We start from the raw sequence: 14652 nt of genomic DNA on the forward strand, positions 1-14652 counted from the left end.
GCATCAATCCCGTCGGAGCGACCGCGATGTTGGTTACAGGATTGCCCGAGTCTTGTTCAAAACGCGACCGGGATGTCGATCACCGGACCGCGGCCGCGTAGGCCGCGAGCAGGGCTTTCTGGGAGTTCTCCCACGAGAGCGGACCGGCGACGCGTGCCCGCCCCAGCTCACCCATCTCCGCCCGCTGCTCCGGCGAGTCGAGCAGATGCGCGATCAGCTTCGCGAACTCCGGTTCGTCGTTCGCCGGCGCGTACAGCGCGGCCTCCCCGGCCGAAACGCAGGCCTCCCGCAGTTCGAAGGAGACGATCGGACGGCTCATCGCCATGTACTCCATGATCTTGTTCATGGTCGACACGTCGTTGAGCGGGTTCAGCGGATCCGGCGACAGGCAGACGTCGGCCGAGGACAGGTAGCGCAGCAGATCCTCGTCGGAGATCCGGCCGGTGAACTCGACCTGATCGTCGAGCTTCAGTTCCTTGGACAACGCCACCATGGCGTCGAAGGCGTCACCGGAACCGATGAAGACGGCGTGCCAGTCGTCGCGGCCGACCTCGTCACGCAGCGAAGCGAGCGCGCGCAACGCGTAGTCGACGCCGTCCTGCGGGCCCATCACGCCGAGGTATGCCAGCAGATGCGGCTTGCCCTTCTTCAGTTCGGGCTCGGCAGGCACCAGGTGGAACCGCTCGACCACCGGCGCGCTGCGCACGACGAAGACGTCGTCCGGCGACTTTCCGCCGCGTTTCACGGCGACGTCCTTGTAGCTCTCGTTGGTCGCGATGACGACGTCGGCCGTCTTGTAGGTGCGGCGCTCCAGCGCGCAGACCGCGCGGTACAGGAAGTCCTCGCCGCGGTCGAAGCGCGAGAGGTACAGCTCGGGACAGAGGTCGTGCTGGTCGAAGATGAACTTCGCGCCCTGGCGCTTGAGGTACAGCGCGACCAGGAACAGCAGGTCCGGCGGATTGCAGGCGTGCACCACGTCGACCCGGCCGACCTTGCGGGCGAGCCGGAGCGTGTGCCACAGCGCGGATCCGTACTCCTGGACGTATCCGGCCGGACCACCGGTGGCGGCCTTCAGCGGGTACCGCAGGATGTGGACGCCGTCGATGGTGACCTCGGCTTCGGTGTCCCGTTTCGTCCCTTGTGGACAGATGACGTGGACTTCCCAGCCGGCGTCGCGGAGGGTCTGGCACTCCTGCCAGACGCGGCGATCGAAGGGGACGGAAAGGTTCTCGACGAGGATGAGAGCTTTACCAGGCAAGACCGACATATCCCTCTTCAGCCCGGCGCTCGGCGGCGTCGGGTACGCGGACGAGATCGATGATGGTGTGGCCGCCACCGGCCGGGAGCGCCGCGAGAACCTCCGGGTCGGAGGAGCCGACGAGGCAGACCTCGGCGTGGTCGACGACCTCGCCGATGGAGCCGGCCAGCAGCTGGCCGAGATGCGGCAGCCTGCCCTCGATGTACTCGCGGTTCGCGCCCATCAGCCGCGAAAGGCTGACGTTGGCGTCGTAGATGCGGAGGTCGTAACCCTTGCCGAGCAGCCGCTCCGCGAGCTCGACGAGCGGGCTCTCGCGGAGGTCGTCGGTGCCGGGTTTGAACGACAGGCCGAACAGGCCGATCTTGCGTTTTCCGGTGCGCGCGACCAGGTCGAAGGCACGCTGGAGGTGTTCGTCGTTGGAGGGCAGCACGTGCGAGAGGATCGGGACGGCGACGTCCGCGCGGTGCGCGGCATAGACCAGGCCGCGTAGATCCTTGGGGAGGCACGAGCCGCCGAAGGCGAACCCGGGGCGGAGGTAGGCGGGGCTGATGTTGAGCTTGCGGTCGGCGAGGAAGACGTCGATCACCTGGTGCGAGTCGAGCCCCAGCGCGCGGCAGATCGCGCCGAGCTCGTTCGCGAAGCCGATCTTGAGCCCGTGGAAGGAGTTGTCGGCGTACTTCGTCATCTCGGCGACCGGGATCGCGACGCGGAAGACCTCGCCGGGAAGCCCTTCGTACAGCGCCGCGACGACGTCGCCACTGGCCGGGTCGAGCTCGCCGATGACGGTCTTGGGCGGGTCGAAGAAGTCCTTGACGCTGCTCCCCTCGCGCAGGAACTCGGGGTTCACCGCGACGCCGAAGTCGACGCCGGCGGTGCGGCCGGACGACTTCTCGAGGATGGGGACGAGCAGGTCCAGGCAGGTGCCGGGGAGCATGGTGCTGCGGAAGACGACCGTGTGGCGCTCGGTCTTGTTTCGGAGCGCTTCGCCGATTTCCTCGGCGACGCGCTCCAGGAACGCCGTCGACAGGCTGCCGTTCGGCGCGGACGGGGTACCGACACAGATCAGGGAGACTTCGCTGTCCGCGATCGCCTGTCTGACGTCGGTGGTCGCTCTCAGCTTGCCCTCGGCGACCACTTGCGCGGTCAATTCCCCGATCCGCTCCTCGACCACCGGCGCCTTGCCGCTGGAGACGAGTTCGATCTTCACCGGGTTCACGTCGACCCCGACGACCTCGTGCCCGCGTCCGGCCAGGCACGCCGCCGACACGCAACCGACGTAACCGAGCCCGAAGACACTGATCTTCATGACGAATTCCTCCAGCCGCATTCCGCTGCCCGTTGGTCGGCCGTGGGACCGGGTTCGTTACCGGTGTCCGTCGTTCGCCTGCTTTTGGCGGAATGCCTGTGCGGCAAGGGAATTACTCATCGTTCGAAGGGCGCGAAACGCTACAGGGCGCGCGTAAGGGACGCGTAACGATCTCGGGAGCGCGCGGGCGGCGGCGAGGGATGGGTCCGGTTGGTCGTGAGTGGTAAGTGACGTTCTAACGTCACTTACCACTCACGACCACCCCGCCTCGGTTATCCACAGCCACCGCCCTCCCCCGCTGCTTGTCCACAGATCCGCTTCGAGCCACCCGCCACGACCCTCCACCGGCGATCGTCAGAGGGTGCCCATCAACAAACGCTGGTCGGAAGAGTCCGTTCCAGCCGGACAACGCCCGAGCTGGCCGATCCTCCTGGCGGAGCAACAGGGAATCGTCTCGAGGCGGCAATTGCACGCCTACGGTCAAACCATGTCGGACATCAGGGCGAATCTCGCGGCCGGACGCTGGCAGCGGGTTCTCCCAAGGGTTTACTCGACATTCACCGGCGATTTGTCACGCTCGGCGAAGATCCAAGCCGCGCTGCTCTACGGAGGCGGGTACGCGATCTTGAGCCATCGAACGGCCGCCGAAGAATGGAAAATTCTCCCTGTCATCGAAGGTCCTGTCGAAATCACGGTTCCGTACACCTTCTCCGCGATCTCGCAGGCTCCCTTTGTCATCGTGCACAGGTCTCGCGCGCTGCCGCACATCGCCGCGGGAACGAATCCCCCACGAAGCAACGTGACGGACACGATCCTCGATCTGGCCACCGCCCAGCGGACCCCGCACCAGGCGACGAACACCATCGTCGACTTGCTCGGCCGGACCAGGACGTCCGTGGCCGCCATGGAGGCGTGCGTGCTGGTCCGGCCGCCGTTCCGCTATCGGCCCGCCATTCGATACGGCCTCGCACTCGTCGGTGGGGGATTGATGTCGGCTCTCGAAGTGGCATACCTGGAAAAGGTCGAGGACGAGCACGGATTACCGCGTGGAAACCGGCAGACGCCGATCGAAGTGGACGGCAAAACGCTCTGGGAGGACGTCACCTACGACGATCACGGCGCCGCGATGACGGTCCGGCTCGACGGTCGGGCGACCCATGCGATGGCAGGCATCGCATTCCGGGATCGCCGACGGGACAACGCGGCCGAACTGGCAGGACGGGCAAGACTCGTCTACGGCTGGCACGACGTCCAGACCTCGCCGTGCGAGGTGGCCGCCGAGGTCCGCACCATTCTGGTTCGCGAAGGTTGGAACCCGGCAGGGGCACGGACGACGACTTGTTCGCAGTGCGGCGAACGGTAGAACGGTCACGGTGGTCGTGAGTGGTAAGTGACGTTAGAACGTCACTTACCACTCACGACGTCTTTTACCCGACCCACTTCGCCGCGAGCCCCTCCCCAACGGAAGTCGCTTTCCCGTGGTTCTCGATGGGCGAGACCTTCGAGTTCTTGAAGCAGATGTACGTGACGCCCGAGTCGACGCCGCCGTTCTTCGGGTCCGGGTTGATGCCCAGCGCCTTCGCGGTCGCGTAGGACGCTTCGCCGATGATGTCCTTCGGGCCGGTGTCACCGATGACGGTGTAGAGCACCTTGTTGTTGTAGATCACCGCGCACGAACCGGCGCCCTTGAGACCGGCCTTCTCGAAGTTCCACGTGCTGCTGATGCTCGGCACGACGATGTAGGGCGTCTCGTCGGCGACCAGCGCCTTGCCGTCGGAGCGCGGGTACGCGGTGCCGTCCTGGAACCACGGGTCGGTGTTCTTGTTGCACCGCGCGGTCGGCTGCCCGTCGCAGTCGACGTCCATGTCGGCCTTCCAGAACACGGCGCTTCCCGCGTCGCAGACCGCGATAGTCCGGCCGGTCTCCTCGTCGGTCTTGTACTTGCCGTTCGAGACCTGCTTGCAGCTGGTGGTCTTCGCCAGCAGCTGCTGCGCCGTCGGACCCGCCTGGATCGAAGGGGCGGCCGCGGCCGTCGCCGCGGGGGCCAGTCCGGCGGCCACCACCATCGCCGAGAACAGGAGCAGTTTCCGCATACCGTGCACCCCTTAGTTAATAAAGCTTCTTTATCGAGGGTGCTCAGAATGCCTTCGCCGATCGCTCAGCTCAAGGGTTATTTTCCCACAATACAAAGAAAACCGGTCAAAAGCGGGCAAGCCTGGCGACCCGCGCCATGGCCCGTCCCGCTCGGCGGTACAGGCCATCCCGGTTACCGAGCACGCCGTCGATCCATTCCTGGTCGATGTCGTGCCGGACCTCCGTGCGCGGCCGCAGCCAGCTGTCGCGCGACACCGCCCCGCCTTCGTGCGTGTAGACCCGCGTCGCGCCGGAACGCCGGAGCCTGCTGAGCACCCGCCGGTCGTAGGCGCCGAACGGCGGCGCGTACGCGCGCACGGGTTCGCCGCTCAGATCCTCGAGCAGTTTCGGCGCGATTTCGAGTTCGCGCCGGGCGTGCCTGCCGTCGAGCCGCCGCCAGTCGCGGTGCTCCCAGCCGTGCGAACCGATCGACATGCCCGCCTCGACCAGTTCACGAAGGCCGTCGGCGTCGAGGAAACCCCGCTGCCCGATCCGGCCGGCGAGCGGGAAGAACTCGGCCGTGAGATCGCGCTCCACCAGTCTGGGGAGCGCGATCTCGACGTCCGAGACGTTGCCGTCGTCGAAGGTGAGCCCGACGTCTTCGCGTCCGGCCACCGAGTCGAGCACCCGCTCGAACTGCTCGACGGTCACCCATGTTTCGTTTTCGCCTGGATCCAGCGCGCGCACGGGTTTGCCCACGCCGCCAATCGCCAGGATCACCATCCGCGCCTCATTCGGGACCGAGTGTGTTTCCCGATTAATCGCGTTGGCGAATGGAGTAGTTACATGATCCCGCAAGGTGTCCACTAATGGATTACTTGCGGATCTCCAGGGTGCAGCACTTCGGGCCGCCGCCGGCCTTCCGCAGCTCGGAGATGTCCAGGAAGACGACCTCGTAGCCGCGTTCGGTCAGCCGCGCCGCCAATCCGGTCGCCTCGACCGGCAGGACGACGTTGCGACCGTCGGACACCCCGTTGAGGCCGAAGCACTCCGCGTCGGCACGGTCCGCGATTACCGCGTCGGGGAACATCCGCTCCAGCACCTTCCGCGACCCGGCCGAGAAGGCCTCCGGGTAGTAGGCGATCTGGGCGGACGTCGTGTCGGTCGCCTCGGCGAGCACGAACAGCGCGGTGTCGAGGTGGTAGTAGCTCGGGTCGATCAGCCGCAGCGAGACGACCGGGACGCCGAGGACCTCCTGCGCTTCGGCGTGCGCGGCCGGGTCGGTGCGGAAGCCGGTGCCGGCGAGGAGAACCTTGCCGGTCCACGCGAAGTCGCCTTCGGCTTCGTTGATCTTCTCGGGCATGGTGATGTCGCGGTAGCCGTGCTCGACGAACCAGCGGCGGAAGTGCTCGGCCTCGGCGGTGCGCTGCGGGGCGCGGAACCGCGAGCCGAGGACCCGCCCGTCGACGACGGTGCCGGAGTTCGCGGCGAACACCATGTCGGGCAGGCCGGGCTGGGCGTCGATCTCCTCGACGGTGTGGCCGAGGCGTCGGTAGGTGTCGCGGAGTTCGGTCCACTGCGCCATCGCGGCGTCGACGCTGACCGGGACCGACGGGTCCATCCACGGGTTGATGACGTAATCCACCGCGAAGTACCGCGGCGGGCACATGAGGTAGCGGCGCGTCGTGGGTACACGGGGCTGCTGCTCCAGTTCCGGCATACCCGAAGGGTAAGGCTCACCTAATTCCGCAATCAATCGCTGTTCGCTGCGCATATACCTGCTAAACATTGCGTGTGAACACCATCGACCAGCGAATCGTTTCATGCCTGATGGCCAATGCGAGGTCCAGCTACGCCGACATCGGCAAAGTCGTCGGCCTGTCCGCGCCCGCGGTGAAACGACGGGTCGACAGACTGCTCGAAACCGGGGTCCTGCGCGGGTTCACCGCGGTCGTGGACCCCGAGGCGCTGGGCTGGGGCACCGAGGCCTTCGTCGAGATGACCTGCAACGGCAACATCACCCCGGCCCGGATCCGGGCCCGGCTGGAACCGTTGCCCGAGGTCGTCGCGGCCTACACGGTGTCCGGCGCGGCCGATGCGATCGTCCATCTGCGCGCTTCGGACATCCACCACCTGGAGACCGCGCTGGAACGGCTGCGCGGACTGGAGATCGTCGACCGCACGGTGTCCACCGTCGTCCTGTCCCGGCTACTGGAGCGCCCGCCGACGCCCGAAGCGTGACACCCTCGACCGCGTGACCGATCAGATCCACTCCAGCCATGACGGCGGCGTCGCCGTGCTCACCATCGACGCGCCCGCGACCCGCAACGCACTGACCCTCGACCTGTCCGCCCAGCTGGCCGAGGCTGTCTCACGCGCCGAAGCCGACGAGAGCGTCCACGCCTTGGTCGTCACCGGCGCGCCGCCGGCGTTCTGCGCGGGCGCCGACCTGGACACGCTCGCCAGCGCCCGGGAGGACGGGCTCCGCGCGATCTATGACGGTTTCCTCTCGGTGGCGCGGTGTTCCCTGCCGACGATCGCCGCCGTCGGCGGGGCGGCCGTGGGCGCCGGACTGAACCTCGCGCTCGCCGCGGACGTCCGCATCGTGGGACCGAAGGCGAAGTTCGTGGCCAGATTTCTCGATCTCGGCATCCATCCCGGCGGCGGGATGACGTGGATGATCCAGCGGCTCGTCGGCCCGCAGAAGGCCACGGCGATGACACTCTTCGGTGAGGTCGTCGGCGCCGAAGCCGCTGTCGAATGCGGGCTCGCGCTCCGGCTCGTCGAAGGAGATCTGGTCGAGGCCGCCCGTGAACTGGCGAAACCCGCCGTCGACGCTCCGCGAGACGTCCTTCTGGCGACGAAGCGCACGCTTCGTCACACCTCCGCACTGACCGACCATTCGGCCGCCGTCGACGCCGAGATCGAGCCTCAGGTGGCGTCACTCACCGCACCCGCGTTCACCGAAAGGCTCGCCAGGCTGCGGGCGTCGATGACCGGCCGCTGACCGTTCCCCGACCGGACTTCACTACGCTGGAAGGAGATACGGCTCACAATCGAGCCGCATCGCCGACCGTTACCATCGGTAACAGATAAACCGGATAACCCCCGCTCAGCGACGAGCTCAGGACACTCGAGAAGTAGGTCCGGCCCGTTTTTACGGCAACCTGGGAAGTGTCCCGAGGACTAACCTCGGGACATGGCACCTGTGACCTGGCCGACATCGCCGGGCGAGGCACGCCGATCTCCGGCACGGCCGGGGACGACGCACGTCGGGAGAGAGGGAATCCCTGTCCTATGAGCACGAGTGCGAACGGCAACGGCTCCTTGTCGGCCGTCAGGCCCACCGAGGTCGCCAAGCTGGACCGGGTGGTCATCCGGTTCGCCGGCGACTCCGGTGACGGCATGCAGCTGACGGGCGACAGGTTCACCTCGGAAGCGGCCGCCTTCGGCAACGACCTGTCGACCATGCCGAACTTCCCCGCGGAGATCCGCGCACCACAGGGCACCATCCCGGGCGTCTCGAGCTTCCAGGTGCACTTCGCCGACTACGACATCCTGACCCCGGGCGACCGGCCGGACGTCCTCGTCGCGATGAACCCCGCCGCCTTGAAGGCGAACCTCGCCGACGTCCCGGCCGGTGGGACGATCATCCTCAACACCGACGAGTTCTCGAAGCGGAACCTGGTCAAGGTCGGCTTCGAGAACGACCCCCTCGACGACGACACCCTTTCGGCCTATCAAGTCCACCGGGTCGCCATGTCGACGTTGACCAGGGGCGCGCTCGAAGAAACCGGACTGTCCAAAAAGGACGCCGAACGCGCGAAGAACATGTTCGCGCTCGGCCTGCTCTCCTGGATGTACCACCGGCCGACCGAAGGCACGGAACGCTTCCTGCGCGAGAAGTTCGCGAAGAAGTCCGACATCGCCGAGGCCAACATCCTGGCCTTCCGCGCCGGCTGGAACTACGGCGAGACGACGGAGTCGTTCGCGACGACGTACGAGGTCGCGCCCGCGAAGCTGAACCAGGGCACGTACCGCCAGATCACCGGGAACACCGCGCTGGCGTACGGGCTGGTCGCCGCCGGGCAGCAGTCGGGCCTGCAGATCCTGCTGGGCACATACCCGATCACCCCGGCGTCGGACATCCTCCACGAGCTGTCCAAGCACAAGAACTACGGCATCCTCACCTTCCAGGCCGAGGACGAGATCGCCGGTATCGGCGCGGCGCTCGGAGCCTCCTACGGCGGTGCCCTGGGCGTCACCTCGACGTCCGGTCCCGGTGTCGCGCTGAAGTCCGAGGCCATCGGCCTCGCGGTGATGACCGAACTGCCGCTGGTCGTCGTCGACGTCCAGCGCGGCGGCCCGTCGACCGGTCTGCCGACCAAGACCGAACAGGCCGACCTGCTGCAGGCGATGTTCGGCCGCAACGGCGAATCGCCGGTGCCGATCGTCGCGCCGCTGTCCCCCGCGGACTGCTTCGACGCGGCGCTGGAGGCCACCCGGATCGCGCTCAAGTACCGCACGCCGGTGTTCCTGCTGTCGGACGGCGCGATCGCGAACGGCTCCGAGCCGTGGCTGATCCCGAACGTCGAGGATCTGCCGGATCTGCGCGTGGAATTCGCCACCGAGCCGAATGCCGAGGACGGTTCCGGGGAATTCTGGCCGTATGTACGCGACCCCGAGACCCTCGCCCGCGAGTGGGCGCTGCCGGGCGCCGCCGGGCTGCAGCATCGCATCGGCGGGCTGGAGAAGGCCGACAAGACCGGCCACATCTCCTACGACCCGGACAACCACGACAAGATGGTCCGGCTGCGCCAGGCCAAGATCGACGGCGTCGACGTCCCCGACCTCGTCGTCGACGATCCGAGCGGCGGCAAGGCACGGGTGCTGGCGCTCGGCTGGGGCTCGTCCTACGGACCGATCGGCGCCGCGTGCCGCCGCGTCCGCAAGGACGGCATGCCGATCGCGCAGGCGCATCTGCGCCACCTCAACCCGTTCCCCGGCAACCTCGGCGACGTACTCCGTTCGTACGACACCGTCGTCGTCCCGGAAATGAACCTCGGCCAGCTTTCGATGCTCTTGAGGGCCAAGTATCTCGTCGACGTGAAGTCGTACACGAAGGTCGCCGGGCTGCCCTTCAAGGCCGAAGAGCTGCAAGGCGTCTTCACGGAGATCATCACCAGTACGGAGGGGGCGAAGTGACCGCGATCGACCTGGGGATCCCCACCCTCGGCGGCTTGGACCTTGTGCCGACCGAGACCGAACCGCAGAAGGCCAAGGACTACAAGTCGGACCAGGAGGTCCGCTGGTGTCCCGGCTGCGGTGACTACGTCGTGCTCAACGCCGTGCAGTCGTTCCTGCCGACGCTCGGCCTCAAGCGCGAGAACATCGTGTTCATCTCGGGCATCGGATGCTCGTCCCGGTTCCCGTACTACCTGAACACCTACGGCATGCACTCGATCCACGGCCGCGCGCCGTCGATCGCGACCGGGCTCGCGACCGCGCGACCGGATCTGTCGGTGTGGGTCGTCACCGGTGACGGCGACGCGCTGTCCATCGGCGGAAACCACCTGATCCACGCGCTGCGGCGCAACGTGAACATCAAGATCCTGCTGTTCAACAACCGGATCTACGGCCTCACCAAGGGCCAGTACTCGCCGACGTCCGGGCCGGGCATGGTCACGAAGTCCACCCCGATGGGCTCGGTCGACACCCCGTTCAACCCGCTTTCGCTGGCGATCGGCGCCGAGGCGTCGTTCGTGGGCCGCGCACTCGACTCGGACCGCAAGGGCCTCACCGAGGTGCTGGAAGCCGCCGCGAAGCACCGCGGGTCCGCGCTGGTGGAGATCTACCAGAACTGCCCGATCTTCAACGACGGCGCCTTCGACGTCCTCAAGGACAAGGACGAGGCCGCCACCCGGCTCATCCCGCTGAAGGCCGGCGAGCCGATCAAGTTCGGCCCGCAGGGCGAATACGGCGTCACGCGCGGCAACTGGGCCGGGCTGGAGGTCGGGAAGGTCGCGAACATCGGCGAGGAGAACCTCGTCGTGCACGACCCCACGATCGAGGACACGGCGTACGCGTTCGCGCTTTCGCGGATCGGCGACCAGAACCTGAACCACGTGCCGACCGGCATCCTGCGGCAGGTCGAGCGGCCGACCTACGACGACCAGGCGCGTGCCCAGGTCGCGGAGGCGCAGGCCGCCCGCAAGCCGGACCTTCAGGGCCTGCTGCGCGGCAAGGACACCTGGACCGTCGTGTAGGTCACCGCTCCTCGAACGCAATGAAAGGTCCTTTCCTCGCAAATTTTGCGAGGAAAGGACCTTTCATTGCACTCAGGTAAGGGGACGGAAGCCCACTCGCTCCGCGTCGGCGGCGGTCCGGAACCAGACCTCCGCGACCATCTTCGGGAACTGCTGCGAGTCCTCGGTGCAGTACCGCAGAGCCGTCACGCTGGCCTTGACCGCGAAGTCGTCGGCCGGACGGCCACCACCCGGCCGCGGCATCGCCGAACCGGGACCGAACGGGCCCGGCGGAACGGACTCGGCCACCGGAGCGGAGACCTGCCGCGCGGGCGGAGGCTCCGGCGCCGGCATCGCGTCGCCCGGCTGGACGGCGGGTTCGAACAGCGAACCGCTCTGCCCACCGGACAGCTCCGGCTCACGGCGTTCGATCGCCCGCATCGACGGCTGGATCGGCTGAGGCGGCTCGAAACCGCCGCGGACCGCGCCCCGCGGCGTGCGCTTGGGCAGCACCTGCGTGGCTTCGGCGGGCGTCTCGGGCTCCGAGTCGAGGTGCCCGGCCTTCGCTTCTTCGTCCGACCCGAACGCGTACGCGGGCGGGTCGTGCAGCTCCTCTTCCCGCTCGAACCAGTTGGTCTCGACGGGCGCCTGCTCCGTCTCCACGCGCGACGCGGGGCTGAACAGCGACACCGGCTCCGGCTGCGTCTCGACGCCTTCGGGGTCCAGCTGCATCTCCAGACGGGACCGGTACGGCCCTTCGCCCGGCAACGGCGGCTGGGGTTCCGGCTCGGGTTCCGGCTCCGGCTCGAGGTCCAGCTTCGACGCGGGCTGGAGATAATCGGTCGCGGCTGCGACGTACGGGTTCTCCGGCTCGGGCTCGGGTTCCGGCTCCGGCAGGGCCGCCGGGATGTACTGCGTCCGCTCGGCCGCGGGCTCCGGCTCCGGGTCGGGTTCGAGCTCTGGCTCCGTCTGCTCCGCTGTGCGGTACTCGGCCTCGTACTCTTCTTCGGGCTCGAAGGTCTGCGTCGCGGTCGGGGAGTGCTCCGGCTCCTCGACAACTTCCTGAACAGGCTCCTCGGCAGGCTCGGTCCACTGCTGCGCGGGCTCCTGCTCGGTGAGCGTCTCGGGGTACGCGGGCTTCGGCTCCTCGACCGCCGCGAACTCCTCGTCCAGATCGTCGTGCGACGGCTTCGTGAGGTACGCGGTGCCGCCGGCGACGGCCGCGGCACCCGCGCCGAGGCTCACCCCGGCGGGCAGCCGGGACGTCTCGGCGTGCGCGGTGGCCAGCGAGCTTTCGAGCTCACGGATGCGCTTGCGCGCCGGGATCACCAGCACCAGCCAGGTGAGCAGCGCGCCGACGACGAACGCCAGCAGACTCCACAGCCAAACCTGTCCGAAAATGGACATCTAACCTGCCCTTTGTCAATGCGTTCGCGCGACCAGGTAGTCGGCGACCGATTCGCAGGCGTCCCGGGCGGGCGACGCGGGCAGCGCCGCGAGCTCGGCACGCGCCCGACGAGCGTAGTCGGAAAGAGTTTCGCGTGCGCGTTCGAGTCCGGACGAGGCCCGCAGCAGGCCGAGGGCCTCGGCGACGAGCTTGTCGTCGGAGATCGGGCCGGACAGCAGCTCGACCAGGCGCGGGTCGGTGGCCGGGTCGGCCAGCGCGTACAGCATCGGAAGCGTGCGGACGCCTTCGCGCAGGTCCGTGCCCTGCGCCTTGCCGAGCTCGTCGGAAGCGGACGCGATGTCGATGACGTCGTCGGAGATCTGGAACGCCGTCCCGATGATGTCGCCGAAGCGGCGAAGCGCGTCGATGTAGTCGTCGGGCGCGCCCGACATCATCCCGCCGAACCGGCCGGAGGTGGCGATCAGCGAACCGGTCTTCTGCGCGATGACCGTGAGGTAGTGCTCGACGGCGTCGTCTCCGTCGGCCGGGCCGACCGTCTCGCGCATCTGACCGGTGACCAGCTCGCCGAAGGTCTCGGCGATGATCCGGGCCGCGTCGGTGCCGAGGTCGGCGACCAGCCGCGAGGCGTGCGCGAACAGGAAGTCGCCGGTCAGGATGGCGATGGTGTTGTCCCAGCGGGCGTTGACGCTCTCCGCGCCGCGGCGCATCGTCGCCTCGTCCATCACGTCGTCGTGGTACAGCGTCGCGAGGTGCACCAGCTCGACGGCCGCGGCGGCGGTGACCACCTGGTCGCCCTGCTTCGGCCCGAACTGCGAGGCCAGCAGCGTGAACAGCGGACGGAATCGTTTGCCCCCCGCCTCGACCAGGTGCGAAGCGGCGTCCTCGACGGCCTTGACGTCACTGCGGACGACCTCGCGGAGCAGGGTCTCGACGTCGGCGAGACCGGTCGCGAGGGTGCGCAGGAGCTGCTCGTCGGCGATCTGGAGCCCCACGGACGCGCGCAGGTCCTCGATGGCACCACCTGGGGCAGGTGAAGACACAGACACGTCGGCTCCGCTCTCTTTGACACCGTTCGGGGTTGGTCCCAGCGTAGTGGCTACCCGCTGAGGCCTGTTGACGTGCTGTCCTGCGGAAACGGTGACGAAGATGACACCCCCGCCGAGTATCCCGCCCGCTCGGGCGCGAACGGGTCAGCGGCGGCGGATCTTGATGTCGTCCATGCACGTCGCCTTGCCCGCGACGTCGCGATATGGATAGCCCTTGGCGTCCAGCAGTTCCATGACCTTCAGCTCGGCCTCGTCGAGCACGTCGCGTTCTTCTTCGCCTTGCAGCGTGATCCGGAAAGTGAACGCACCGAGGTGCGCGCTGTAGGTGAGCAGGCCGTCCTCGGTGAACCCGATCGCCTGATGGTCGTTCAACTCCGCGAGGAGCCGGGCACGGGTGTCGGCGTCGGGGTGGTCGAACTTGCCGTTGACGAGGACGCGGTAGGTCGGCATACGCCCGAATATACAGACCTGTATCCGGATACGAATCCGAATATCCAACGGGTGTCCATGATCCACGGTCGAGTGAAACGACCGTCACGCGCGCAACGGGCGAATCCGACACGCAGATAGTGATGACAAAGGAAGAACGGCCAACCGGCTCGCTCTCCGTCACGTGAGGAGGACGTGGAAATGCGCATCACCATCGCAAGCCGGGCAGGCCTCGTCGGCGCACTGCTGCTGGCAGGTCTCGGCGCCGGAGTGTCTCCGGCCGCCGCGTCGAACCCGGCCGGAGTGGCTTCGCTCGGCTCCGCCGCCTTCACCAAGGGCACCTCGGCACCGATCTCGATCGCCTCGCTCGCCGACTGCGCGGTCGAGGGACCGACCAGCAACTCTTCCGGGGTCGTGACCAGGACCGGGATCACGTTCGGTGGCGGTACGACTACGTGCACGACCACCGTCGTCGACCCCGAAAACGACGTGACCACGACGAAGTCGGAAGCCAAGGGACAGAACTTCGAGCTGTCGGCGCTGGTGTCGTCGAGCGGGCCGCGGATCAAGATCAGGTCCTACTCGGTCAGCTGCACGGCGACCCAGACCAGCACGAACGCCAGCTGGACCTACGGCGGCGCGACCGGGCTCGGCACCCTGCCGTCGCCGGTGCCGGTCGGCTACGTCAAGCCGATCACCAAGTCCAACGGCACGCTGCTCGCCGAAGCGATCTTCAACGAGCAGCACCTGCCGGGCGACGGCAGCATCGGGCTGACCATGCTGCGGATCAAGTTCGCCCCGGCCTCGAACATCACCGGCGAAGTGGTCATCGGGCGCACGGCCTGCTCCCCCACTCCGTAAGCCATCCCGCCGGGAAAGGGGCGTCC

14 protein-coding genes are annotated in these 14652 nt (G+C 67.6%); 6 read left to right on the forward strand and 8 right to left on the reverse strand.

Translation table 11 applies throughout. The features are described 5' to 3' along the window. Positions 1-79: 79 nt before the first annotated feature. Entirely contained in the window at positions 80-1267 is a 1188-nt protein-coding gene (locus tag AJAP_RS36380; protein WP_038520011.1) for a glycosyltransferase family 4 protein, read from the reverse strand. Continuing rightward, complete coding sequence (locus AJAP_RS36385) at positions 1248-2564, reverse strand: nucleotide sugar dehydrogenase (RefSeq protein ID WP_038524540.1); 1317 nt, start codon at positions 2562-2564, stop codon at positions 1248-1250. Before AJAP_RS36385 ends, AJAP_RS36380 begins: the two co-directional genes overlap by 20 nt. Before the next feature lie 361 nt (positions 2565-2925). Here AJAP_RS36385 and AJAP_RS36390 point away from each other — a divergent pair, with 361 nt between their 5' ends. Next, complete coding sequence (locus tag AJAP_RS36390; protein ID WP_038520014.1) at positions 2926-3927, forward strand: dehydroquinate synthase/iron-containing alcohol dehydrogenase family protein; 1002 nt, start codon at positions 2926-2928, stop codon at positions 3925-3927. A gap of 64 nt (positions 3928-3991) precedes the next feature. Here AJAP_RS36390 and AJAP_RS36395 read toward each other — a convergent pair whose 3' ends face one another. The 3 genes from AJAP_RS36395 to ddaH all read right to left on the reverse strand — a co-directional run bounded on the left by AJAP_RS36395 (position 3992) and on the right by ddaH (position 6357). Then, a complete protein-coding gene (locus AJAP_RS36395; protein WP_037335914.1) occupies positions 3992-4657 on the reverse strand; it encodes a glycoside hydrolase family 75 protein in 666 nt (221 codons plus the stop codon). Between the two features lie 106 nt (positions 4658-4763). Beyond that, entirely contained in the window at positions 4764-5420 is a 657-nt protein-coding gene (locus AJAP_RS36400; RefSeq protein ID WP_038520016.1) for a polysaccharide deacetylase family protein, read from the reverse strand. A gap of 91 nt (positions 5421-5511) precedes the next feature. After that, entirely contained in the window at positions 5512-6357 is an 846-nt protein-coding gene (gene ddaH / locus AJAP_RS36405) for a dimethylargininase (RefSeq protein ID WP_172843537.1), read from the reverse strand. 74 nt (positions 6358-6431) lie between these two features. On the opposite strand from ddaH, the gene AJAP_RS36410 reads away from it, so the two are divergent. The 4 genes from AJAP_RS36410 (at position 6432) to AJAP_RS36425 (ending at position 10903) form a co-directional block, all read left to right on the forward strand. Beyond that, positions 6432-6878 (forward strand): Lrp/AsnC family transcriptional regulator, encoded by a 447-nt coding sequence (locus tag AJAP_RS36410; protein WP_005151923.1) that lies wholly within the window; start codon positions 6432-6434, stop codon positions 6876-6878. 13 nt (positions 6879-6891) lie between these two features. Then, on the forward strand, positions 6892-7644 hold the full coding sequence (locus AJAP_RS36415) for an enoyl-CoA hydratase (protein ID WP_038520019.1): 753 nt from the start codon (positions 6892-6894) through the stop codon (positions 7642-7644). A 290-nt stretch (positions 7645-7934) separates the two neighbouring features. Next, positions 7935-9842 carry a 2-oxoacid:acceptor oxidoreductase subunit alpha gene (locus tag AJAP_RS36420; protein ID WP_038520022.1) on the forward strand — a complete coding sequence of 636 codons (1908 nt, stop codon included), beginning with the start codon at positions 7935-7937 and terminating at the stop codon, positions 9840-9842. After that, positions 9839-10903: a 2-oxoacid:ferredoxin oxidoreductase subunit beta gene (locus tag AJAP_RS36425; protein WP_037332875.1), complete on the forward strand. Its 1065-nt coding sequence runs from the start codon at positions 9839-9841 to the stop codon at positions 10901-10903. The genes AJAP_RS36420 and AJAP_RS36425 overlap by 4 nt, the downstream gene beginning before the upstream one ends. Before the next feature lie 72 nt (positions 10904-10975). Here the strand turns inward: AJAP_RS36425 and AJAP_RS36430 are convergent, their stop codons facing one another. The 3 genes from AJAP_RS36430 to AJAP_RS36440 form a co-directional block, all read right to left on the reverse strand. Further along, positions 10976-12289 carry a sunset domain-containing protein gene (locus AJAP_RS36430; RefSeq protein WP_038520025.1) on the reverse strand — a complete coding sequence of 438 codons (1314 nt, stop codon included), beginning with the start codon at positions 12287-12289 and terminating at the stop codon, positions 10976-10978. 15 nt (positions 12290-12304) lie between these two features. Beyond that, entirely contained in the window at positions 12305-13330 is a 1026-nt protein-coding gene (locus AJAP_RS36435; RefSeq protein WP_038520027.1) for a polyprenyl synthetase family protein, read from the reverse strand. A 150-nt stretch (positions 13331-13480) separates the two neighbouring features. Further along, positions 13481-13786: a DUF6204 family protein gene (locus AJAP_RS36440; protein WP_038520030.1), complete on the reverse strand. Its 306-nt coding sequence runs from the start codon at positions 13784-13786 to the stop codon at positions 13481-13483. A gap of 180 nt (positions 13787-13966) precedes the next feature. Between AJAP_RS36440 and AJAP_RS36445 the strand changes: the two genes are divergently transcribed. Then, on the forward strand, positions 13967-14626 hold the full coding sequence (locus AJAP_RS36445) for a hypothetical protein (protein ID WP_038520033.1): 660 nt from the start codon (positions 13967-13969) through the stop codon (positions 14624-14626). The last annotated feature ends 26 nt before the right edge of the window (positions 14627-14652 follow it).

It is taken from the genome of Amycolatopsis japonica, from assembly GCF_000732925.1.
GTDB lineage: Bacteria > Actinomycetota > Actinomycetes > Mycobacteriales > Pseudonocardiaceae > Amycolatopsis > Amycolatopsis japonica.